21 protein-coding genes are annotated in these 22,703 nt (G+C 39.8%); 11 read left to right on the top strand and 10 right to left on the bottom strand.

Annotated features, from left to right (window positions below; translation table 11 throughout):
* Positions 1-15: 15 nt before the first annotated feature.
* Positions 16-1,497 (top strand): aldehyde dehydrogenase family protein, encoded by a 1,482-nt coding sequence (locus DFO73_RS01955; protein ID WP_110063103.1) that lies wholly within the window; start codon positions 16-18, stop codon positions 1,495-1,497.
* 425 nt (positions 1,498-1,922) lie between these two features.
* On the opposite strand, the gene DFO73_RS01950 is transcribed toward DFO73_RS01955, so the two are convergent.
* Together DFO73_RS01950 and DFO73_RS01945 are read right to left on the bottom strand one after the other, a co-directional pair.
* Positions 1,923-3,377: a serine hydrolase domain-containing protein gene (locus DFO73_RS01950; protein WP_110063102.1), complete on the bottom strand. Its 1,455-nt coding sequence runs from the start codon at positions 3,375-3,377 to the stop codon at positions 1,923-1,925.
* A gap of 453 nt (positions 3,378-3,830) precedes the next feature.
* Positions 3,831-5,096 (bottom strand): CdaR family transcriptional regulator, encoded by a 1,266-nt coding sequence (locus tag DFO73_RS01945; RefSeq protein WP_110063101.1) that lies wholly within the window; start codon positions 5,094-5,096, stop codon positions 3,831-3,833.
* Between the two features lie 190 nt (positions 5,097-5,286).
* On the opposite strand from DFO73_RS01945, the gene DFO73_RS01940 reads away from it, so the two are divergent.
* Complete coding sequence (locus DFO73_RS01940) at positions 5,287-6,453, top strand: NAD(P)/FAD-dependent oxidoreductase (protein WP_110063100.1); 1,167 nt, start codon at positions 5,287-5,289, stop codon at positions 6,451-6,453.
* Positions 6,454-6,521: 68 nt separating this feature from the next.
* On the opposite strand, the gene DFO73_RS01935 is transcribed toward DFO73_RS01940, so the two are convergent.
* Together DFO73_RS01935 and DFO73_RS01930 are read right to left on the bottom strand one after the other, a co-directional pair.
* On the bottom strand, positions 6,522-7,703 hold the full coding sequence (locus DFO73_RS01935) for a CdaR family transcriptional regulator (protein ID WP_110063099.1): 1,182 nt from the start codon (positions 7,701-7,703) through the stop codon (positions 6,522-6,524).
* Between the two features lie 63 nt (positions 7,704-7,766).
* Positions 7,767-8,441 carry a GntR family transcriptional regulator gene (locus DFO73_RS01930; RefSeq protein ID WP_110063098.1) on the bottom strand — a complete coding sequence of 225 codons (675 nt, stop codon included), beginning with the start codon at positions 8,439-8,441 and terminating at the stop codon, positions 7,767-7,769.
* A 243-nt stretch (positions 8,442-8,684) separates the two neighbouring features.
* Between DFO73_RS01930 and DFO73_RS01925 the strand changes: the two genes are divergently transcribed.
* The 7 genes from DFO73_RS01925 (at position 8,685) to DFO73_RS01895 (ending at position 16,541) form a co-directional block, all read left to right on the top strand.
* Positions 8,685-9,488 (top strand): transporter substrate-binding domain-containing protein, encoded by an 804-nt coding sequence (locus tag DFO73_RS01925; protein ID WP_110063097.1) that lies wholly within the window; start codon positions 8,685-8,687, stop codon positions 9,486-9,488.
* A 107-nt stretch (positions 9,489-9,595) separates the two neighbouring features.
* Positions 9,596-10,750, top strand: coding sequence for a saccharopine dehydrogenase family protein (locus DFO73_RS01920; RefSeq protein ID WP_110063096.1), 1,155 nt, complete (start codon positions 9,596-9,598; stop codon positions 10,748-10,750).
* 51 nt (positions 10,751-10,801) lie between these two features.
* On the top strand, positions 10,802-11,458 hold the full coding sequence (locus tag DFO73_RS01915; protein WP_110063095.1) for an amino acid ABC transporter permease: 657 nt from the start codon (positions 10,802-10,804) through the stop codon (positions 11,456-11,458).
* A 153-nt stretch (positions 11,459-11,611) separates the two neighbouring features.
* Entirely contained in the window at positions 11,612-12,364 is a 753-nt protein-coding gene (locus tag DFO73_RS01910; protein ID WP_309042965.1) for an amino acid ABC transporter ATP-binding protein, read from the top strand.
* Positions 12,365-12,587: 223 nt separating this feature from the next.
* Entirely contained in the window at positions 12,588-13,670 is a 1,083-nt protein-coding gene (locus DFO73_RS01905; protein ID WP_258309226.1) for an aromatic ring-hydroxylating oxygenase subunit alpha, read from the top strand.
* Between the two features lie 62 nt (positions 13,671-13,732).
* The gene (locus DFO73_RS01900; protein ID WP_110063093.1) at positions 13,733-15,151 is read left to right on the top strand and encodes an amino acid permease; all 1,419 of its coding nucleotides are present in this window, start codon (positions 13,733-13,735) and stop codon (positions 15,149-15,151) included.
* A gap of 67 nt (positions 15,152-15,218) precedes the next feature.
* Positions 15,219-16,541 (top strand): flavin monoamine oxidase family protein, encoded by a 1,323-nt coding sequence (locus tag DFO73_RS01895; protein ID WP_110063092.1) that lies wholly within the window; start codon positions 15,219-15,221, stop codon positions 16,539-16,541.
* Positions 16,542-16,606: 65 nt separating this feature from the next.
* Here DFO73_RS01895 and DFO73_RS01890 read toward each other — a convergent pair whose 3' ends face one another.
* Complete coding sequence (locus DFO73_RS01890) at positions 16,607-16,714, bottom strand: MetS family NSS transporter small subunit (RefSeq protein WP_110063091.1); 108 nt, start codon at positions 16,712-16,714, stop codon at positions 16,607-16,609.
* Positions 16,714-18,231, bottom strand: a complete 1,518-nt coding sequence (locus tag DFO73_RS01885; protein WP_110063090.1) for a sodium-dependent transporter — start codon at positions 18,229-18,231, stop codon at positions 16,714-16,716. The genes DFO73_RS01890 and DFO73_RS01885 overlap by 1 nt, the downstream gene beginning before the upstream one ends.
* A gap of 492 nt (positions 18,232-18,723) precedes the next feature.
* On the opposite strand from DFO73_RS01885, the gene DFO73_RS01880 reads away from it, so the two are divergent.
* Both DFO73_RS01880 and DFO73_RS01875 read left to right on the top strand, forming a co-directional pair.
* Positions 18,724-20,004: an NAD(P)/FAD-dependent oxidoreductase gene (locus DFO73_RS01880; protein ID WP_110063089.1), complete on the top strand. Its 1,281-nt coding sequence runs from the start codon at positions 18,724-18,726 to the stop codon at positions 20,002-20,004.
* Positions 20,005-20,141: 137 nt separating this feature from the next.
* Positions 20,142-21,131 (top strand): ornithine cyclodeaminase family protein, encoded by a 990-nt coding sequence (locus tag DFO73_RS01875; protein ID WP_110063088.1) that lies wholly within the window; start codon positions 20,142-20,144, stop codon positions 21,129-21,131.
* 65 nt (positions 21,132-21,196) lie between these two features.
* Here the strand turns inward: DFO73_RS01875 and DFO73_RS01870 are convergent, their stop codons facing one another.
* From DFO73_RS01870 to DFO73_RS01855, 4 genes are all read right to left on the bottom strand, one after another.
* Positions 21,197-21,334: a YvrJ family protein gene (locus tag DFO73_RS01870; protein WP_048010265.1), complete on the bottom strand. Its 138-nt coding sequence runs from the start codon at positions 21,332-21,334 to the stop codon at positions 21,197-21,199.
* Positions 21,335-21,402: 68 nt separating this feature from the next.
* Entirely contained in the window at positions 21,403-21,621 is a 219-nt protein-coding gene (locus DFO73_RS01865; RefSeq protein ID WP_110063087.1) for a DUF2922 domain-containing protein, read from the bottom strand.
* Between the two features lie 43 nt (positions 21,622-21,664).
* Complete coding sequence (locus DFO73_RS01860) at positions 21,665-21,883, bottom strand: DUF1659 domain-containing protein (RefSeq protein WP_110063086.1); 219 nt, start codon at positions 21,881-21,883, stop codon at positions 21,665-21,667.
* 241 nt (positions 21,884-22,124) lie between these two features.
* Complete coding sequence (locus DFO73_RS01855; protein WP_110063085.1) at positions 22,125-22,649, bottom strand: sigma-70 family RNA polymerase sigma factor; 525 nt, start codon at positions 22,647-22,649, stop codon at positions 22,125-22,127.
* Positions 22,650-22,703: the final 54 nt, after the last annotated feature.

The following is a 22,703-nucleotide window of genomic DNA, read 5'->3' as shown; positions in this document are numbered from 1 at the left end:
ATGGAGGGCTTTTAAATGAAAAGAGTGTTAAATTTTATTAATGGTGAATGGTGCGAATCATCAACTGGAAAATTTGTTCCTGTTCTAAATCCAGCAACTGGCGAAGTCCTTGCCGAAGTAACCCAATCCGCTAAAGAAGAGGTTGACAGAGCAGTTGAAGCAGCAAAGACAGCGCAGAAATCCTGGCGGTTAGTCCCTGCACCAGAACGGGCTGAAATACTCTATCAGGTTGCTTTTCTTTTAAAGCAAAGAAAAGAAGAATTGGCACAAATCCTTACAAGTGAAATGGGAAAAGTCATTGATGAAGGCAGAGGAGAAGTGCAGGAAGCCATAGATATGGCTTATTACATGGCAGGGGAAGGACGCAGAATGTTTGGTGATACTGTGCCGTCAGAGCTCCGCAATAAATTTGCTATGAGCGTCCGGGTTCCAGTGGGAGTGGCAGGATTGATCACCCCTTGGAACTTTCCGATTGCGATTGCATCGTGGAAGTCCCTTCCTGCCCTGGTTACCGGGAATGCCATCGTGTGGAAGCCTGCAACAGAAACGCCAATCCTTGCTGCTGAGTTTGTAAAGATTTATGAAGAAGCAGGACTTCCGAAAGGTCTTATTAATCTTGTACACGGTTCGGGAAGCGTTGTCGGAAATGCGATGGTTGAGCATCCGGGTATTGATTTAATCTCATTCACAGGATCCAATGAAGTAGGAAAAGATATTAACGGGAAAGCAGGCGCTCTTCTAAAGAGAACCTCACTTGAAATGGGCGGTAAAAATGCCATCACCGTATTGGAGGATGGAGATCTTGATCTTGCGGCTGAAGGGATTCTTTGGGGGGCATTTGGAACGAGCGGGCAAAGATGTACGGCAACAAGCCGTGTCCTTGTTCATGTGGATGTAAAGGAAGAATTGGAAGGAAAGCTTCTCGAACGTATAGGAGAATTAAAGCTGGGCAATGGCTTGGATGAAACCGTAAAAGTAGGCCCTGTCATCAATCGTTCCTCACTTGAGAGAATTGATGAGTATGTGAAAATTGGCCAGGAAGAAGGAGCAAAACTGCTTGCAGGCGGTAAAATCGCTGATGGTGAAGGCTTAGAGAACGGGAATTTCTACTTGCCTACCATTTTTACAGACGTAAAACCCGATATGAGAATTGCCATGGAAGAAATTTTTGGGCCAGTTGTTTCGATCATTCCGATTCAGAGTCTGGAAGAAGCCGTTGAAATTAATAACAAAGTAGAATTTGGCCTTTCCAGTGCCATCTATACACAAAATGTCAATCAGGCCTTCGAAGCTATGAGGGATCTGGATACTGGAATAGTCTACGTTAATGCAGGTACAACTGGAGCAGAAATCCACCTGCCTTTTGGCGGAACAAAAGGAACGGGCAATGGCCACCGAGATTCCGGAGTAGCGTCATTGGATGTTTATACAGAATGGAAATCCATTTATGTGGATTACAGCGGAAAATTGCAGAGAGCGCAAATTGATAACTATTAATAACGTTTTCAAGCAGATTATAAGAAAAATAGTGCTGACACCTGACCCTGCAGGCATAGCGTTTTATGCCACTTTTTTGTAATAACCTTTGTTTTTAGGTTAAGTCAGGCCAAACTTTTCCGTGAACAGGTTGGCCTATTAAAAATAATAGTGGATAAAAGCAGCAGGAATTTTTAAAGGGGTTTCGAAAGACATATTGACTTAGCAATTGGTATATAAAAAGCAAGATTCGCTGCAGATTTGGCGAGTTTTGCTTTTTTATTTTTTCTATGTCTTTATTCAACTAAAGCACGCGATCGTTGAAGAAGCCAGATAGAGAACTGAATAGATAATCCAGAAAAAATTTTTTACACATAATCAGTTCTATACATTTTATCGAATGATAAAGAAACTTTATACCGGATAGATACGCTACTTGGACACTATTAAAAGTTATTCTTTAACTTCTTGGATGATATTTTTACCGATAATAAGCCGTTTAACGCTAATAAGGTTACTGTCACTATTGTTAAAAGTGCTAAATCAGGGGAAAACATTCTGATAGCATGCCATGGGGCCCCTACACTAAAGATAAGTAGCGGAATGAGAACAATAGATAAACTTAAGCAAATAACTCCAAATATTCGCCATATGAATCTTTTAAGAATATTTTTTGACTTAATTATTATTAATAAATAAATGAACAATCCTAAAAGTAAACAAATAAATAAAAGAGTAACTAATTGAATTGTCGGAGTATTTTCTGGAATTTCAACTGGTTCATTTCCGTCTAGAATGTTAATAATACCAAATTTCAGGTAGTATAGTCCTTCTTCTTCTAAAGAATTATTTTTATTTGTAAGAATCACTCCACCCCAATCTGTTTCGGGAATATAAAACAGTTCTGCATGCGAATCAGGTGTTGAACCTGAATGCCATAGCATTTTGTCTTTGTTGTCTAAATTTGAGATTCGTATTCCTAAACCATAATAACGGTTATCTCCTGTTTGAATATGTGGAGTTAAATATAGATTCATGTTCTCTTCATTTAAAAAATTGTTGAAATCTTGTTGACTTAGAAATTTAATGTATTGAACCATATCTTTTACACTTGCCGTTATGTATCCATAAGGAGCACCACCATTATCATATGTGACAGAACTTTTTTGAGGGATACCGAACCAAGACTGATATCCACTTAAATATCCCTTATTATATGCTGATTCATGATCAGCTGCTGCATTCTTCATCCCTAATGGCTGAAACACGTTTTTTTCCATGTATTTTGAATATGTTTGATTGGTAACTTCTTCAATGAGAGCACCAAGAATTAAAAAATTTGCATTACTATATTGATGTTTTTCTCCAAGTGATGCGGTAAGTTTAACGTTTGATAAGCTTTCCACATTATTCTCTATTGCATGAAAATCTTTAGATTCTTTATCTGATATTGTTAACCCTGTATAAGTACTTATCCCGCTTGATTGGGTAAGTAAATGTTTGATCGTAATTTGTGATGCTGCTTTTTTATCTTCTAAAGTAAACCATGGAATATGCTTCTGTACGGGATCATCTAGCTCAACAGTATTTTCATTTATTAAATTCATTATAGCTAAACCTGTTAATGGTTTACTTATTGATCCTATGGTAAAAGGAGTTTCAGTAGTTACTTTTTCCTCAGATTCTCCCGTAACACCCCATGATTTTGAATAATAAATCTCACCATTATTAACAATTGCGACCGATGCACCAGGCACCTGATATTCTTCTAAATAGTTTTCTATATAGTTGTTGAGCTTATTCTCAATTTCTAGTTCTGCTGAAACTTGAACTGTTGGTAGAAACAAAATACATATAAAGCATATTAAAAACATTTTAGGTACAATTTTTAGAATATACATTTTAATCTCCACTTTCTTTTATTTTTTTCAATATTTTTATAACTAATTAAAATATAACAATTTAATTAAAATCCATTAATACAATTAAAGGCTGAATTTTCCATACGACTCTAGATGGAGATTTAAACAGTTATGGACCTAAACCACTAAGTTTGTTCGATAAAAAAACAGCATTCCTGGTTAAAGGAATGCACAGCTTGTAAAAAACGCACTATATTTATAATTTAATCTTAAGGCTCTGTTAAAGCACCCTGTTGATTGGAGCGGAGGGCACTTGACTCCTGCGGGAGGAGAGGGGGTGAGAGACCCCACAGGCGAAGCCGAGGAGGCTCTCATTCCTCCCCGCGGGTTCGCTGCGTGCCCGCAACGGAAATCAACGGGCATCATTTACAAGCTAAACAATAATCTATAAGAAAACAGCCTTTTTTTATTACATTACTAAACGCTGCTAAGTTAATATGTTGAGAAGCTTTCTTCTGTTTCGTTCATTTCCAGTGACTCTTGGATTCCGCTTATCCCTGAATTTTTAATAGCAAAGTATAAAAGCATGCAGTGGTCAAAACGGGAAATATCCAACCCGGTAAGCTCATTGATTTTTTCCATTCGGTATACGAGGGAGTTTCGGTGAAGAAACAAGATCCGTGCGGTTTCACTCATGTTCATGTTGCACTTGCAGTAAGCCATAAAGGTATTAGCCAGTGTCGGATAATTCACATGGTCAATGAAATCCTGCAATTTTTCCTTAAGCCTTGCTTTTACATATTGATTTAATCCATTGCCTACAAGTTCAAAAATGATATTCCAATCATTATAATAGAATAGCCTTGGTGAGCTGTTAGTTCTTTTCCCGGCTATTAATGCTTTTAATGCAGCTTGATAGGAATCCTTTATTCCATGTACTCCACTTTTGACACTTCCAATTGAAATACTAGCTTGGTAGCTATTTTCTGCCTCTAAATATTTGAACAGCCTATGGATCTTATGCTCCATCCTTTTGATGAAGAGATCATGTGTTTCTTCTTTATTAATGGCTTTGATCAGGATAAATTGATCCAGTGTTAAGGGGGAAAGGATATCTTCCTGATTATCAACTAAATAGTATCGCAATATTTCCGAGACATTATTTTGCAGGATATGCCATGAATACTTATCAGGCAACTGGGTTTCCTGTTTCGATGACTGGCTGGAATCCATTCCAATGTCGATTGCAATTAAAAAGCAGATCCTGCTGTGTGAGGAATCCAGATGATATCCGAGCATTTTCCCATATCTTACACTGTATTCCAAATCCTCGGGTTTTTGTGAATTTAGAAGATAGCGAATCAAATTGTCAAGGGTCTTTGATTCAAGGGCACTCATTTCCTTTTTCAAGTATTCATGGCACATAAGTTCTACATGGCTTTTAACAAGCTGGGCATACTTTTTTACCTCTGCCGGCTCCCCGACAATCCCCAGGACCCCAATCGGTTCATTGTTGATCATAATTGGGGATGCCACTCCAGGCAGAACATTATTCAGATCTTTCACTTCATCCGGTTCATAGGAAATCGTTTTCTTTCTTTCGACCACGTCGAGCGAGGCCTGATGAAAACTTCCTAATCGTCCGACATCACTCGAGCCAATAATATTGCCTTTATTGTCACTAATACTAATTGGATACTCAATTATCTTTGAGGTATTCTCGACGATAAGCTGAGAGATTTCTTTTAGAAAGCCCAAATTGCCCGCTCCTTTACCTGAATATTTCGTATATTAATAGATTCTCCTTCCATCGCAAAATCCCTTGTTAAAATAGACAATTAGAAATATTCAAAATATTATTTTTCCGTATAATATGCACATAGCCACCTGCCATTCAAATGAGTAACATTATTACTATAAAAAGCTACAATGAAAGGCGGGGAAGCGAATGCCAAGCAAGGCGGATATTATCATTATTGGCGGCGGAGTCATCGGTTCAAGTATTGCTTATCATTTGTTAAACGATGGATTTACGGGTAAGATTCTTGTTTTTGAAAAAGATGGGCTGTACGAATATGCTTCAACACCGAGAAGTGCAGGAGGATTCAGGCAGCTATATACAACTGTCATCAATATGCAATTAAGCAAATACAGTCTGCAAATATACAAAAATTTCTCCAGGGACATGGCAGTCGACGGTGAAAAAGCTGAAATCGATTTTAAGCAAAGAGGGTACCTCTTTCTAGCTACTGATGAAATGATGCCCCGATTTGAAAAACATTTAAGGCTTCAAAATGAAAACGGCATTCATTCACAGCTCCTTGAAGGAGAGAAACTATTAGGCATCATCCCCGAGTTGAATATTGAAGATATTGCCGGGGGATTATTCTGCAGTGAAAGCGGCTATTTAGATCCTTACTCTGTAATGCTGGGATATGTGAAGAACGCAAAAAATCTAGGAGCGGAGTATATATATGATGAGGTGGACAGCCTCATTACAGATCAGGGACAAGTGAAGGGCATCAAGCTTGCGGACGGAAGGGAATATCATGCTCCGGTTGTGGTGAATTGTGCCGGTGCCTGGGCATCTATATTGGGGGAAAAAGCAGGTTTGCCGCTTCCTGTTGTACCACTCCCAAGACAAATTTTTCAATTTGATATAAAGGAACCTTTAAAAAATTATCTTCCATTAACAATGGATCCAACGGGGGTCTATTTCCGTCATGAAGGGGAAAAATTCATCTCCGGATATGCAGAAGAAATTGAGCCGGGAATGAATTTCAAATGGCGAAGGTCAGCTTTTGAGGAACATATTTGGCCTGTGCTTGCCAATCGGATTAAAAACTTCGAACACGCGAAAATTGAAAGAGGCTGGTCAGGTTTGTATGATTTTAATACAAAAGACCATAATGCTATTCTTGGCAAATATCCTGGAATGAAAGGATATTATGTGGCCTTTGGATTCAGCGGCCACGGAATGCAGCAGGCTCCGGCGGTCGGGAAATGCCTTTCTGAACTGATCCGGACCGGGAAATACGATACACTTGATTTAACGCCCTTAAGAGTTGAGCGTTTTGCAGAGAATGAACTTATTATTGAAGACGCCATTTACTAAAAAAACACCTTCGTAAAGGGCTGGGCTCTTAACGAAGGTGTCGTTTGAAGAAACAGAGGGTTTAGCCTTTATGATTTCATTTCTTCGAAACATTGGATGGCAGTATACAGGAGCATGCAATGTTCGAAACTGCTAGTGTTCAAGGACGTAATTTCACTTATTTTTTCAAGCCTGTAAATGATCGTATTTCGATGGATGAACATATTCCTTGATGCTTCGCTCAAATTCATATTGTACTTGCAAAAGCCGAGAAAGGTTGAAGCTAAAACCTCATAATTGTCCTGCTCCATTAGGGGCGATACCATTTTTAACAGTTTATTCTTATAGTCTCGAGCAAGTTCTCTTGGCAAAAGACTTAGCATTGCTTCCCGCTCATTATATAAATGGATATTGGATTGGTCCTGAAATCCCAGCCCTATGCTCATGGCTTTAATGGCGTTTTGATAGGAATCAGAATATCCGCTTGGGCCATTTTGCACGTCACCCACACTCATTTTTGCCGAAACACTGTATTTAGCCTCCAGGAATGAATTGATTTTCGAAAGATTCTCATCCAGTTTTTCCAGCATAGCAGGGAAAGAATGTGGGAAGGGCATGGATTTAAAAATAATAAATCGTTTAAAATCAAGAAAAGAAACGATATCATTATCATTGTCCTGGAAAATTAACTTTAGGAAACTTAAAACCTCTTTTTGAAATGAGAGGTCCCCAAAAAAGTTCCGCTCTCCTGGTGCCGGATTGGCAATATCTATAATGATACACACGCGATCAGTCCGCATATCGAATTCTAGCCATTTTGAATATTGAAATATATGGTCTTTCTCTTCCTGTGCAGACTCTTTATAGTGAATAAGCTGATGTACAAGCATTTCAGCCATTTTCTCCTTAAGTTCCGCCATTTCTTTTCGAAAGGCATCCTGGCACATCATTTCGACCTGATTTTTGACAAGCTGCACATATTTTTCTACCTCAGCAGGATTGCCGACAATACCCAGAACACCGATGACTTTGTTATTAAACTTTAATGGAGCAGACACTCCAGGGAGGATTTTCTTATCCACTTTATTTTTGCAATAGACCATTGTGTTTTTCTTAATGACCTCAAGGGAGGGGCGATGAAAAATACCGATTCTGCTTTGATCGGTAGAGCCGATGATATATCCTTCATTATCGGTAATGCTAATCGGGTATTGTAAAATTTCACTTGTTTTTTCAACAATGTCCTGTGCAATATTTTTAAGGATTTTCATTTTCGATTTCCTTTCACTATTCAATGCTATCTTTCAGAATATGAAAAAACTTGTTGAGTCGGATCAAAAGATTTCGTCTATTTCTTTATATCGATAATAGTGAGTTTCCAAGCTTGTTATTGCGCGTTTAAAATGGTTTTCTAATGCTGTTTTTAAGTTTTCCGCATCCTTATTTTGAATGAGCATAAGTATGGTGGAGTGTTCATCCGGACTGTAGGGTTCTTGTTCGGGATTTGAGAAAAAATCATCGAAAAGGATAAGATATATATTCGTTTGATTAATAAGCCTCAAGATAAACTCATTTAAAAACTTATTCCTGCACTTTTGTGTTATGCTGATATGAAATTCTTTATTGTAATGTACATATTCCTCCGAGTTTCTTTTATGTAGTGCTATTCTTTCTTTTTCAAGGTTTTGCTGAATAATTCTAAAATCAGTTTCTGTTAAAGAATTCATAGCTTGGATAACGGCAAGGTATTCCAATTTAGCACGCAATTCATAAGCCTGAATCATTTCTTCTTTAGGGGGATTTGTTACAAATGCACCTCTATTTGGGATAATATCTACTAATCCCTCAAGTGATAATTTCTTCATTGCGTTTCTAATAGGAGTGCGGCTTACTCCTAAAGAGTTAGAAAGATTATGTTCCACTAACTGCTTTCCGGGTGCCAGTTTTCTTGAAAGGATGGCAGTTTTAATATTGTTATAAACGGTTTCTTCCATGGAAACTCTTTTCATTCAACATTCCTCCTCGTTTTAATCCTATTTCAGACTAGATAGAATTAATTTTATCTTAAAATAACAATAATTAAAATATTCAAAAAATATTGACAATTATTTAGTTATAAGTTTACACTACTTATGTAGATTGTTCTACAATTTTGAACAACAATATTTTGGAGTGTTGAAAAAAATAGACTTTGAGTTTTTATAGCCATCTGTGATTGCATTCTGAAATATTGAAAACGAGGGGGAAAAAAGATGAGGAAGCGCTTTTTACTTTCATTGGTTTTTCTAATCATTGTGGGAATGCTGGCTGGCTGCGGGGGCAGTGAAAAAACCGGGGGAAGCAAATCAGAAAGCGGGTTAGATCGGGTTAAGGACTCTAAAGTATTAAGAGTAGGCTTTGAGGGTACATATCCTCCATTCAATTTTTTAAATGATGATCAAAAGTATGATGGCTTTGACGTTGATATTTCTAAAGAAATTGCTAAGCGGCTAGGTGCAAAGACTGAGTTTGTTGCTACAAAGTGGGAGAGCCTTATTGGAGGCTTAAAATCGGATAAGTTTGATATTATCATTGCACAAATGACCGTAACTGAGGAACGGAAAAAGAGCGTAGATTTTACTGACCCATACGTTGTGACAGGCTCTGTTTTAATTACTCGAGAGGATACTGATGGAATTACAAAATTAGAAGATATCAAAGGGAAGAATGTTGGTGTTGGTGGAGGAACCACCTTTGAAGAAGTCGCAAACAGTGTTGACGGGGCCAATGTTAAGACATACAAGGCTGTAAATGATTACATTGCTGATTTGATGAACAAACGGCTGGACGTCATTATTAACGATCAGTTATTAATGAGCTACAACATTAAAGAAAATGATCTGCCGCTTAAGGTTAGCAGCGATATTGTAAATAAAGATGAAATCGGGATGGCCATCCAGAAAGATAATGAAGACTTTGTTAAGGAAGTCAATCAGATTTTAGGAGATATGAAGGAAGATGGAACCTATTCCGAAATTTATAAGAAATGGTTTGGAACTGAGCCATTAGAAAACTAAAATGTCCACAAAGTACAGAAATTTCCATACTCCTATGATTGTAAAAAATCGTGTAATTCATTTATTAGTTTTTAGGAAAAACAAAAGGGCTAAAGGGAGGCGTATATATGCGCGCTGTTGTTTTAGGAACTGGAATGATAGGCACGACGGTTGTGAGTGAATTGGCAAAGTTTCCTGGGATTAAAGCGGTTGCTGCGGTTGACGTAAATCAAAATAGTGTGGAAAAATGCCTGAAAATAGCCGGCAATCCAAAGGTCACAGGTAAAAAGGCTTCGCTGGAAACAGTGGAAGATATTAAAAGCGTCCTAAAAGGAGCAGATATCGCTGTAGCTTGCTTGCCGCATTCTTTAAGCCTAGCAGCCATTCAAGCTGCGATCCAGGAAAAATGCAACTTAGTAGATTTAGTTGGTTCAAACTTTGAGGAAAAAATAAAGCTTGATCAAAAAGCAAAAGACGCTGGTGTCATTATCGTACCTGGCTGCGGGGTTGCTCCGGGAATGACCAACTTCCTGGCAGCCCAAGGGATAGAATTACTAGATGAAGCAGATGAAGCGGTCATGACATGCGGAGGCATTCCGAGGTTTCCAGAGCCTCCTTTATGGTACCAGGTTGTGTTCCGGCTCGAAAGCGTATTAGGCCTGTATACAAGGCCTGCTCTGGCAGCTGAAGATGGAGCATTGGTTGAACTTCCGCCGTTATCAGGATTAGAAAAAATGACATTTCCTGAACCGGTCGGAATGTGTGAAGCCGTTGTAACAGATGCCCATAGTACTGCCTATACATTGAAGGATAAAGTAAAAAGACTATATGAAAAAACAGTACGCTACGAAGGGCATTGGGAAAGAATGAACTTCCTAAGCCAACTTGGCTTTTTTGATGATGAACCAGTTGAAATAAATGGAGCGCTAATTCGTCCGCGTGCATTGTCTGAAAAAATATTAGCTCCAAAACTTCAAGGAAAATCGAAGGAAGACATCACGGTATTGCGTGTTGAAGTAAACGGGCGAAAGGGCGGCACTCAAACTAAGTATACTTGGGAAATGGTCGATTTCTACGACCACGAGCGCAATATTACCTCTATGGCCAAAACGACGGCACTCCCTGCAATGCTATTGGCCAATTGGATTGCTGAAGGAAAAATAAAAGAAAAGGGAATTGTAGCGGTAGAAGAACTCATTATTAAAGACCGGTTTGCCCCGTTTATGGAGCAATTAAATGATTTAGGAATCAGGATTGAATTTAAGGAAGAAGTTCTTGTTTGAAATTTTATGCCCTAAACCAGGCTGAAAGATAGTTAAAGTGGAGGAGTGCTTATGGATTTTTTAATTGTGATTGAAGCCTTGCCGCCTTTATTATATGCAACGTTAATGACCATATTTTTAGCTGTAATATCCATAGTGATTGCACTTTTTCTTGGATTTTTTACAGCATTGGCGCGAATATCAAAAATGACCATATTGGTAAGATTGGCTGAAGCGTATGTATCGATCTTTCGCGGGACACCATTGCTGGTGCAAATTTTTGTTATTTATTATGGGTTGCCGCAAATCAATATTGAACTTGATCCTATTCCATCAGGAATTCTAGCACTGAGCTTAAACGCTGGCGCCTATTTATCTGAATCATTTCGAGCTTCCATACTATCGATTGACAAGGGCCAGATGGAGGCGGCTGTCTCACTGGGAATGACCTATAGCCAGGCAATGAGACATACCATCTTGCCACAGAGCCTTCGTGTAGCCATACCAACCATGTCAAATACCTTTATCATTTTAATCAAGGATACTTCTTTGGTTTCTGTCATTACAGTAACTGAATTGCTGCAAATGTCTTCGTTAATTATCGCAAAAACGTTCGAACCATTAACGATCTATTTAGTAGCTGCTGGACTATATTGGGTTATGATTGCGTGCTTCACAGCCATTTTGGATCGCTTAGAAAAACGGGCTTCCAAGCATATTGCCATATAAAAAGCATGTCTATGATCAGTTAGAGACATTAAGTTTTTCACCGCAGGCAGCAGTCCTGAGATAGCAGGGTCTATCTCATCTATTGATAAAAAGATACTCCACAAAATTTGTTCTAGCATTTACAGCAAATCTCAGTGATCGGGGGGGGGAATCATGAGTATCATACAATTGCAAAACCTTAAAAAGAGGTTTGGGGAGATAGAGGTACTTCACGGAATAAACCTTTCTGTTAATAAAAGTGAAGTAGTGGTATTAATGGGACCCAGCGGTTCCGGGAAGTCAACACTCCTCCGCTGCTTAACATTTTTAGAGGAACCAACAGAAGGAACCATTAAAATCGGGTCTCAAAAAATAGTTGCCGGAGGAAAATCGAATCGAATTCGCAAAAATGAAATAAGAGAGCTGCGAAAAAGAACGGGGTTTGTTTTTCAACAATTTAACTTGTTTCCCCATAAAACAGCAATAGAGAATGTGATGGAAGGGCCAATTGTCGTGCAGGGGATGGAGAAGGAAAGGGCGAAAGAATTCGCTCACTCTCTCCTTGAAAAGGTAGGACTCGGAGAACGCTGTCACCATTACCCATCCCAATTATCAGGAGGACAGCAGCAGAGAGTTGCGATAGCACGTGCACTGTCCATGAACCCTGCAGTCATGCTTTACGATGAGCCCACTTCAGCATTAGATCCAGAACTTGTCAGAGAGGTTCTACAGGTTATGAAGGATTTAGCACAGGAAGGCATGACAATGGTGGTAGTAACACACGAAATGAAATTTGCAAAAGAGGTTGCTGATCGGGTCATCTTTATGGATAGTGGAGTGATTATAGAAGAAGGGACCTCTGAGGTAATCTTTAATAGCCCCAAGGAAGAACGAACCAAAAGGTTTTTAATGCAAGTAAATGATTAACCAATCTATCATTAAAATATTGAGTAAAAAGAACTGCATGCTTTGTTAAGCCTGCAGTTTTTTAGATAAAAAAACTAAAAATTAATTTTATAGATTACATGTTTTTGTTTAATTTAAACATATAATTCAGAATATTTTTAATTTAAAATTACTTTATTAACACTTTGATCATAATGTTTGGTATGTGGAATGGAAGAGAAGGAGGGGAAAATCTTTGAAGGAAGTGAGAGTCAGCAATACGTTAAGTGAAGCCCATACTTTACCGGCTTGGCTTTATACCGATCCAAAAGTTCTTGAAGCGGAGAAGAGAGAGATTTTTCGCAGGACATGGCAATATGTCGGGCATTTAAGCCAAGTAAGCAACCCAGGCGACTATTTTACAACGGAAGTGGCTGATCGTCCAATCATCATCAGCCGCGGACAGGACGAAGATATTAGGGCGTTTTATAATGTCTGTTCTCATCGGGCATCAAAGCTTGCAGAGGGAGAGGGCAATAAATCGGTCTTTACCTGTCCTTACCATGCCTGGACTTACCGTACAGATGGTTCACTGCTAAGAGCGCCCAATATGAATGGATGTGACCATTTCGACTACCAGGATTTCTGCTTAAAAACAATTAAACTGGAAATCATTCATTCCTTCATTTTTGTAAATCTTGATCCGGACGCTGTTTCGATGAAGACACAGTATCCTGATCTTTTCCAGCATGTTTCGAAATATGACCTCAGCAGCTTAAAAAAAGTTCGTGTTAAAGAAACAATTTGCAAATCAAATTGGAAGATAGGAATTGATAATTATCTTGAGTGCGATCATTGTTCAATCGTACATAAAACACTCGTTTCGAAGCTTGATATGAAGCAGTACGAGATGTCCATGTACGATTACTATTCTTATCAAGGGACTCCTTTGAAGGGAAAGAAAATGAACTTCGGACTTGGACAAGGAGGAAGATATTATTGGCTTTATCCAAACACATGGTTTTCATTCGATCCAGGGCCAGCCAATCTTTCTATTCACCAATCAATACCAATTGACCATAAGACCACGAAATATGTTTATACAACGTTTTTCCTGACCGGGGAGATTACGGAAGAAGAACAAGAGCTTATGGCGATGGATGAGCTTGTTAGAAAAGAGGACCTCGATATTTGTGAAATGGTTCAAAAGGGGATTGAGACAGGGGCTTATTCACAAGGAAGATTCTCAATGACAGAAAATCTCGTTCATCATTTTCATTTACTTATTCAGCGGGATCTTGAAAAAGTGCTTCCGCTGCCTCAGGGAACTTTTACAGCCATCGATTAAGCCGGAGTGTAAGCGCTTACTAATATCTGTTTAATTATAAACTGAAGGCAGGGTGAAAATCGATGAGTCAAACAAAATTAAAAAGGCAAATGAAGAGTCGTCATTTATTTATGATGTCCCTAGGCGGAATTATTGGGACAGGGCTATTTGTTGGATCGGGTTATGCAATCGGAGAGGCTGGGCCAGCAGGAGCAATTCTGGCTTATCTTGTTGGCGGCTTGCTCATGTATTTAGCAATGGTTTGTTTAGGGGAATTATCCGTTGTTATGCCTGTTTCGGGATCCTTCCAGGCTCATGCCACCAAGTTTATTGGCCCCGCCACCGGTTTTGTAATCGGGTGGGTCTATTGGCTAAGCTGGGCCATGTATGTTGGGCTTGAGTTTGTTGCAGCAGGTTTGCTAATGAAGAGGTGGTTTCCCGATGTTCAAACATGGATTTGGTGTGCAATCTTCATAGTTCTTCTGTTTTCGATTAATTCACTCACTACGAAAGCTTTTGCTGAAACGGAGTATTGGTTTGCAGGAATTAAAGTTCTTACTGTCATCCTTTTCATTATTATCGGGTTAGCAGCCATTTTTGGAGTTATATCGATGGACAACACACCTGCTCCTTATGTATCCAATTTCTTTGGTGACGGTATTTTTCCCGCTGGGATCGTTGGTGTTTTCATATCGATGATGTCCGTCATCTACGCGTTTCAAGGATCCGAAATTATGGGTGTAGCCGCAGGAGAAACGGAAGAACCGGAAAAGAATATCCCAAAAGCGATTCGCACCATCGTTTTCCGAATCCTGTTATTTTACGTTTTAGCTATCTTTGTCTTATCAGCGATTGTTCCTTGGAAGGAAGCGGGAGTTCTGGAAAGTCCGTTTGTAACTGTTTTTGATATGGTAGGTATTCCATATGCAGCCGATATAATGAACTTTGTTATTTTGACGGCAATCCTCTCGGTTGGCAACACTGGGCTATACGCCTGTACACGGATTATGTATTCACTTTCTGAGACGGGAATGGCTCCAAAAATCTTTGGAAAGCTGAACAAACGTGGCGTACCTGCTTATGCCCTTTTAGTGACACTCGGATTTGCCTTGTTATCTCTATTAACCAGTTATATAGCAGCAGATACACTATTTGTAGTACTGCTGGCGGTAAGCGGAATTGGCGGAACACTTACATGGTTAGCAATTGCTGCAGCTCAAATCGGATTCCGCAGACAATATATAAAAAATGGCGGGAAAGTGGAGGATTTAAAATACAAGGTTCCACTATATCCTTTTATCCCGATTTTATGTATTGCTATGTGCCTGCTTATATTCGCAGTTATGGCTTTTGATCCGACGCAGCGGTCTTCGCTGTATTGGGGCTTTGGTTTCATAGGTTTATGCTATTTGTATTATTACTTTATGTATACACGCAAAAACATCACACTGCCTATTAACACAGAGAGTGGTACAAATCCAGCTGTAGGGGATGAAATATAAAATAGCCAGAACTGCAGTTCCTATAAGGGTGCTGCAGTTTATTTCTTGAAAAGAAAGGAGACTTACAATGGCAAATACCCAGAATTATGATGTAATTATTGTGGGAGCGGGTTTTTCAGGATTGACTGCTGCGAGGGAATTAAGGCTTTTAGGTAATAAAGTATTAGTTTTGGAGGCTCGTGACCGGATTGGAGGCCGCACCTGGGTGGATCACCGTTTAGATACAGATCTTGAAATGGGAGGAACCTATGTCCATTGGCATCAGCCGCATGTGTGGACGGAAATTACCCGATATGGCCTTGAGCTTGCTTCCGGACCAAAAACAGAAACGGTTTATTGGATTGTTGATGGAAAACCATATTCTGCCCCAGCAGCGGAATTTAAAGAGAAACTGAGAAATACGGTTGAAAGATTGATGAGAGAAAGCAATAAACATATGCCCATACCGTTTGAACCGTTGAAAACCCAAAGTTTTCGCGATTTGGACAACGTTTCCGCAGAACAATTTTTGCACGATTTCGCTTTAACAAAAGAGGAATATGACATTTTACATGGCTGGATTGCATCGGATTATTGCGGTGATCCAGCTGAAGGGGCCGTAACCCAAATCTTTCGCTGGTGGGCTTTCTCACAAGGAAAGTGGGATACCCATAGTGCGATGGTTTCGAGCTACCGATTAAAACAGGGGACCAGAAAATTAATAGAAGCTATTGCTGAGGACAGCGGTGCAGACATTAAGCTTTCGGCCATTGTGGGACGGATTGAGCATGAAGAGGGGGCTGCAAAAGTTTTTACAGCAGAAGGTGAATATTTTACGGCAAAGGCGGTAATGGTAACCGTGCCATTGACAACTCTTAATAACATTCATTTCGAACCTCCGCTTTCTGCAGCCAAGCGGGAATCTTCTAAACGGGGGCAAACTTCAAAAGGAGTGAAAGTTTGGGCTAAAGTGAAAGGGGAATTGGAGCCGTTTGATGCCTTAGCACCTGGCAGCTACCCCTTGAATTCTGTGCATTTAGATCGTTATGTTAATGGCGATAGTATCCTGGTTGGTTTTGGACCAAGTGCTGAAAAATTAAATCCTAATGACAGGGCAGCTGTAGAAGAGGCTTTGAAATGCTGGATTCCCGACATACAAGTCATTGAAAGCACAGGCCATGACTGGGTAAATGACGAATATTCAAGAGAAACCTGGCCGATGCTAAAGCCGGGGCAGTTAACCACCTATCATGAGGAATGGAGTACCCCTGAAAACTCCGTATTTTTAGCAGGAACCACCTATGCAAACGGCTGGGCGGGCTTCATTGACGGTGCAATTGAAAACGGGATATCCGTTAGCCGCAAAGTGCATAATTATTTGCTAAATAAAGAATATGTTAATGCAGAATAAATAAAAGAAGGGGCGGGTTCCATCCAGAAACTGAATAGGACCTGCCCCTTCTAATTTTATCTATTTTATTTGTCGTCGTAATCTGTCGTTAAGGTCCTATATACCATGTAGGAAAAGCCGCCCCAGAATAAGCCTAAGGTTACGGCCATCATAAAAATTGCTGAAGCAGTCATTACAATTCCTCCTTGATGTCTGTGTTTGAAGGCATTGAAGATTCTCGATCGCTTAGACCTTCTTCCTTCACAGAGCTTCTTAATTTGCTGTTAAAGCGGAGCAGTCCAAATGCAAGCAGGAAAGCTGCTCCAAGTTGAAGCACGATCGTTCCGACATTGAATTCTTCGAATGGCTTCCACCAAGTGTCCGGATACCATGTCACACCTTGGTATAGCCACCATCCAGTCACGATTACAAATAAGGCAGGGATAAAATATTTAATGGAATAAACCCACCACTTGTTCACTTTAATGAAGCTGACTTCATTTATTTCGTCACGCATCTTTTCCACACCGTACTTAATCGCAGCGTATGAATACAAGAAACAAGAAAGCAGTAAGCCTACTCCCCAGACCCAATCCTGATTATTGAATATCTTCATATTTAGTGCTGAAGGGATACCGCCAATAAATATTAAAGCAACGGTTAGCACGATTGCTTTGTTTCTGCGAATTCCATAATCTGATAGGTTTCTTGTAATTAATTCGACCATTGCCACTAATGAGGTAAAGGCCGCAAATGCCAAAGCCCCAAAAAATGCAATTCCAAAGATATAAGTCTGCGGCATGACGTTAAGCAGTTCTACCATATAGATAAAGGTTAAACCAGTATTCCCTGAACTTGTTGCCTGAGTAATATATTCTTGTGAAGGTGCCAGAGCAAAGATAGCCGGAATAATCGTTAAACCAGCAAGCAATTCTACAGAGTTATTACCAAGTCCAGCAGTTAATGAATTTTGAGCAATATCATCACGTTTCTTTGTGTAAATGGCATAGGTTGCATACAACCCCCATCCAGCGCCAACCGACCAGGCAGACTGTGACAATGCCTGAAGCCAAGTTGAAGCTTTCCCTAAATATTCCCACTGTGGTGTAAACATATAAGAAAGCCCTTCCATTGCACCTGGTAAGGTAACGGAACGGAAAGCAGTAAAGATTAGCAAGAGGAATAAAAGTGGAAGGAAAAGTTTTGACATTCTTTCAATACCCTTTGTAACCCCAATAAATACAACAACACCACAGAGTACGGCGGCAATAAAATGAAAGATGACAGGTTCAGCAGAATGACCAACGAAATTCTCCCACTGTGCAGCTGAATCAATTTTTTCTGTGAAAGTTCCTTGTAAAGCCAAGATGAAATATTTAAAAGTCCAACCTACTACAACAGAATAGTAAAAAGTAATTCCTGCTAAAACAATGGTGATAATTGGACCGAACCAGGCAAATTTTTTGCCGATAAACTCCCCAAAAGAGCCCATTGTTCCCATCCTGGTTTTTCTTCCAATAAACACTTCAACCATAATAAGCGGCAATGACCAAAGAAACAAAAAGAATGCCCAGCCAATCAAGAAAGAGCCGCCGCCATGTTCAGCAACCATCCGCGGGAAACGCCAGATATTACCAGTTCCGACAGCCATACCCATTGCAGCTAATATAAAGCCAATTCTTGATCCCCAAATTACTTGGTTATCCTTCAAAAAAACCAACCCCCTTTGTTATCAAGCCTCTTCAAAGCGTAAGATCTTATCTGCTTAGCTAGAGTTCGTGCTGATGAAATATACCGAACATTGAACACAAAAGAATCCACCCTCCTTTAAAAGCGATCGCTGATAACTATTCGGTATTTTTTAAAAATTCTGTATTTTAAATATAATCTTTCCGAATCACTTAATCTATGTATATTTTTCACGAAAATTTTGTTTGAACGAAGCGAGTTTATAGTATTTTTACCCTATTAATCAAATGATTTTTAAGAACTATATGTCAAGCGTACGAGAGCCTAATTGTGAAAATCCACAAAAATCTTTTTCAAAAACGTGGCATTATCATTTAATTTACACCTTTATTTCTGAATATTTTTAATATATACTCGTTTAAAATTAGGTTGCTTGCTCAAGAAGGAGCCCCGGACAGGAGCATATATTCAAAGAGAAACTGTTTATTCAATTACCTTAGAAGGTGGAGAGGAAATGACGAAAACAATCATTATTGGCGGTGGAATCATTGGCCTTGCTAGTGCGTATTTTCTTAGAAAAAAGGGCTTAGATATTGTGTTGATTGACAAAGGGGAGCCTGGCGCTGAATGTTCCAGCGGGAATATGGGGTGGGTTTGTCCGAGTTTATCCGATCCGGTCCCAGCACCTGGTTTAGTGAAAACAAGTCTTAAGTGGATGTTAAAACGAGATAGCCCTCTTTATATTAAACCTTCAGTTATACCGGCATTGTCCCCTTGGTTATTACGGTTTTGGAAGTACTGCAGTGAAGACGCCTACCAAAATGGATTTAGAGCAGGATTGGAATTAAGCAGAAATACGCTAAGATTATTCGATGAGCTTCAACAAGAGAACGGACTGGAATTTGAGATGCATCGTAAAGGCCTGCTTTTTGTATTTTTAAAAAAAAGCTACATAGAAGAAAAGTTGGATACCTACCGCATTGTTGAAGAGTTTGGGTTACCGGCACCGGCTGCAAAAACAAAAAAAGAAGTTATAGAAATGGAACCAGCACTTTCTGATTCTGTCGCAGGAGGAATATATCTCCCTGCTGAACGTCATGTCCGCCCTGAATCGTTAACCAGCAATCTAACAGAATGGCTTGTTGCTAATGGGGTAGAGCTGAGGTCCCAAGCGGAAGTAACGGGTTTCATTTGTGAAGGTGAAAAGATTACAGCTGCAAAAATAGGAGAGAAAACAATTGAAGGGGACCACTTTCTTGTAACCACTGGTGCATTGGCCGGCCAGTTATTAAATAAAGCAGGAATCCAAGTTCCGATGACTGCAGGAAAAGGCTACAGCCTTACGATTTCTTCGCCTTCTATTCAGTTTCAGCAGCCTCTATACTTAGGAGATTCAATGGTCACCATCAGTCCGTTTAATCATTCTGTCAGAATTGGAGGCACAATGGAATTGTCGGGGTTAAATTCCGATCTTGACCATAGAAGAATAGACAGTTTAAGAAGCTCTGCCTCCCAGTATTTAAGGTCTCCGATTCATGGAAAAGAGAAGGCTTGGTGCGGTATGAGACCAATGACGCCGGATGGTTTGCCGGTTCTGGGGATCGTACCTCCATTTGCGAATTTATTCATTGCATCCGGCCATGCTATGAGCGGAATTTCAATGGCTCTTTCAACAGGCAGTGCAATGTCTGATTTAATTACAAGCGGTAAGTCAACTATCGATCTATCACCTTTTGCACCAGACCGATTTACAACACAGCGTTCAAGTAATAAGGAGCGTAAAGTTACAGTATAGGAATTGGATATAAAAATATTTATTAAGATTTAGATTCATATAATAGGTCACCAATCGGAACGATTGATATAGAAACTTCTGCTAAAACACAGATTGCATTTACTCAAAATCCTAAGTGTGTATTGGAGTGGGAATCATTGCTGATGTTAAATAGGGAAACCATTAAAGAACTATATTCAATGAAAGAATGTATAGCAGACGTTGAGAAAGCGTTTGGGTATGGTCATGCGGATAAAACGCAGACACCCATTAGGATGTCCGTTCCACATGAAAAATTCAATGCGGAAACGTTATATATGCCATCATATATCGAGCCGGAAAACTATACAGCTATTAAAGTTGTAAGTATTTTTCCACACAATGCTAACGAAGGCAGATCAGTTCTCCAAGGTGTGATTTTACTTACGGATGCGAAGACAGGGGAACATGTTGCTGTAATGGATGCCAGCTACTTAACCGTTCTAAGAACAGGTGCTTCCAGCGGTGTAGCCACTAAATATTTAGCACGGAAAGATTCCAAAGCTTGTACTGTTTTGGGCTGTGGTGCGCAAGCCATCGGACAAATACAAGCAGTAATGGCTGTTGCCGATTTGGAACATATCCTATTATATAACCGGACAATAGAGAGGGCTGCAGTATTCAAAGAAGAGCTCCATTCTGCATATCCGGAATGGAAAGGAACTATTTCTATTCAAGCGGATGCCAATATCGCTGTGAGCAAAGCAGACATTGTGATTTGCAGTACTAAAAGTTCAACGCCACTATTTGATGGTTCTTTTCTAAAAGAAGGGACTCACATAAATGCAATTGGCTCCTATCAGCCGCATATGCAGGAGGTTGACGTCCAAACACTTATACGGAGCAATAAAATTGTGGTCGATACGTTGGAAGGGGCCTTGCATGAAGCAGGAGATCTCCTTGTTCCACACAAAGAGGGCTTATGGAGTACGGATTCCATTTATGGTGAAATCGGTGAAATCATTTGTGGAGAGAAAAACGGGCGAGGGAAACCAAGCGAAATTACCCTCTACAAGTCGGTTGGTATCGGCTATCTCGATACCATGGTTGCATCTGCAGTTTATAAAAAAGCGATTAGTGAGGGGAGAGGAGAGGAATTTACGTTTTGAAACCGGTTTTCTTTCCGGAGAGACCTCCCCTGAAATAAGTTCAATCAAGGGAGATTATTATACTTTTATTCCCTCAACCGATCCGGCAGTCCCTGGATTGAGGACACCACGACATCGAGTTTGGCTTCGATTCTGTTCAGTAGAAATAGCGTGACAACGATCGGAAAGCCGAGTTCGCTGATCAATGTGACCATCTGTTCCATGATGTTTGCTCCTTTCAATAACAGATTAATAAAAAAGGCCGGTTCAGAAAGAAACCGGCCTCTTCGAATTAAACTAGATCATAGTCAGTTACGTTGCGCTCAAGCAATCTAGCTCCCTGTGCTTGAACAAAGTCACCGCCATTGCCGACAAAGGCATTGGCAGCAATGATTTGGTCCATAGCTGCTTTGACAGCAATCGGGTCAATTGGCTCCTTTGGATTGTCAATTGTTAATTTAGATGGCTTTCCCATATCGGAAAGGAAAGTCATTTCTAACGTTTTCGCCATTCTGTTTCACCTCCCTGCCAGTTTAGGATATTAATAGAAAGAATTAGCCTACGATATCGAAGCTGTCATTTCTATTTAGTGCTGCCAACGGGTAGGTGGATAGCGAAGCAACAGCTTGTCCAACCGCATATAGCTGGTCTGGTGTAGCTGATTGCTTCAGGCTGCTGTAGGTTTTGGACTTGTGAATAGGTTTCCCTTGTTCATCCAAGCCCGTTTCAAAAACAAGGCGAAGTTTTGTATCGATGATATTTGCTTGTGCCATGCTGATCACCTCCTTTCACACTCTATATACGTTTTTTTAGGCAAAAAGGACAGGGTGAATTTAAAAAGTTAGGAAAATGTTTAAAAGAGACACCATCTTCCGGAAATGCGGAATAATAGCGACTGAACTTTTCCGAAAAAAACGGAAATTTACGCATTCACGGAAATAAACTGCTTGGCATTGGAATAACGAAATTTTACGATAAATGTAAGGTGTTTGGTATTTGATATTAGAGCGGCTGTTATGAAATGAGTGTGCTTAATTTGCCGCTATTATCATAGATTAATTTTAATTTCTCCCGGGCTCCCTGGCGCCAGTTTTTGACTGCTGACAGGGAGACTTGTTCTTTATCTGCAATTTCCCTGACTGTCAGTTGATCACACAAGGTATACTTCAGCCATTTTCTTTGATTTTCTGATAAAGTTCTGCAGCTTTTTAACAAATCATCAAGCAGGTCGGTGGTGCTAAATTCCTGCGAATCCTCAACAACTTCCTCGATGGCTTCCCAGAATTCTTCCTTAGGATAGACAAAACGAGCCTTATGGTTTGCTTGTTTTGTTAATTCGTTCATCATTTTCCCTTTTACAAAACCATAGGCATATGAAATGAACGGACCTTTCTTTGGATCATGGTCTTTCCAAACGTTCCAGAGTGTAATTACCCCCAGCTGATAGAATTCATCTCTGTTTTTATAAATGTTCAGACTGTTCATGATTTTGTGTATCATTGGATCAAATTGTGCTGCTGTCTGTTCAAAGCTTTCCATGTTTGTGTCCCTTCAGGAAAGCGCGCGCTCTAAGTATTCCCGGGTAGCTTTAAC

It is taken from the genome of Cytobacillus oceanisediminis, from assembly GCF_003182355.1.
Taxonomy (GTDB): domain Bacteria; phylum Bacillota; class Bacilli; order Bacillales; family Cytobacillaceae; genus Cytobacillus; species Cytobacillus oceanisediminis_A.
Note: the sequence above shows the minus strand (reverse complement) of the source record. Positions and strands in the feature narration are given on the sequence as shown.

Bases quoted from the DNA above. Each gene is read 5' to 3' on its own strand.
- DFO73_RS01955 (WP_110063103.1), top strand. From the start codon at position 16: ATGAAAAGAGTGTTAAATTTTATTAATGGTGAATGGTGCGAATCATCA.
- DFO73_RS01950 (WP_110063102.1), bottom strand. From the start codon at position 3,377: ATGTATATTCTAAAAATTGTACCTAAAATGTTTTTAATATGCTTTATA.
- DFO73_RS01940 (WP_110063100.1), top strand. From the start codon at position 5,287: ATGCCAAGCAAGGCGGATATTATCATTATTGGCGGCGGAGTCATCGGT.
- DFO73_RS01935 (WP_110063099.1), bottom strand. From the start codon at position 7,703: ATGAAAATCCTTAAAAATATTGCACAGGACATTGTTGAAAAAACAAGT.
- DFO73_RS01930 (WP_110063098.1), bottom strand. From the start codon at position 8,441: ATGAAAAGAGTTTCCATGGAAGAAACCGTTTATAACAATATTAAAACT.
- DFO73_RS01925 (WP_110063097.1), top strand. From the start codon at position 8,685: ATGAGGAAGCGCTTTTTACTTTCATTGGTTTTTCTAATCATTGTGGGA.
- DFO73_RS01920 (WP_110063096.1), top strand. From the start codon at position 9,596: ATGCGCGCTGTTGTTTTAGGAACTGGAATGATAGGCACGACGGTTGTG.
- DFO73_RS01915 (WP_110063095.1), top strand. From the start codon at position 10,802: ATGGATTTTTTAATTGTGATTGAAGCCTTGCCGCCTTTATTATATGCA.
- DFO73_RS01910 (WP_309042965.1), top strand. From the start codon at position 11,612: ATGAGTATCATACAATTGCAAAACCTTAAAAAGAGGTTTGGGGAGATA.
- DFO73_RS01900 (WP_110063093.1), top strand. From the start codon at position 13,733: ATGAGTCAAACAAAATTAAAAAGGCAAATGAAGAGTCGTCATTTATTT.
- DFO73_RS01895 (WP_110063092.1), top strand. From the start codon at position 15,219: ATGGCAAATACCCAGAATTATGATGTAATTATTGTGGGAGCGGGTTTT.
- DFO73_RS01890 (WP_110063091.1), bottom strand. From the start codon at position 16,714: ATGACTGCTTCAGCAATTTTTATGATGGCCGTAACCTTAGGCTTATTC.
- DFO73_RS01880 (WP_110063089.1), top strand. From the start codon at position 18,724: ATGACGAAAACAATCATTATTGGCGGTGGAATCATTGGCCTTGCTAGT.
- DFO73_RS01870 (WP_048010265.1), bottom strand. From the start codon at position 21,334: ATGGAACAGATGGTCACATTGATCAGCGAACTCGGCTTTCCGATCGTT.
- DFO73_RS01865 (WP_110063087.1), bottom strand. From the start codon at position 21,621: ATGGCGAAAACGTTAGAAATGACTTTCCTTTCCGATATGGGAAAGCCA.
- DFO73_RS01860 (WP_110063086.1), bottom strand. From the start codon at position 21,883: ATGGCACAAGCAAATATCATCGATACAAAACTTCGCCTTGTTTTTGAA.
- DFO73_RS01855 (WP_110063085.1), bottom strand. From the start codon at position 22,649: ATGGAAAGCTTTGAACAGACAGCAGCACAATTTGATCCAATGATACAC.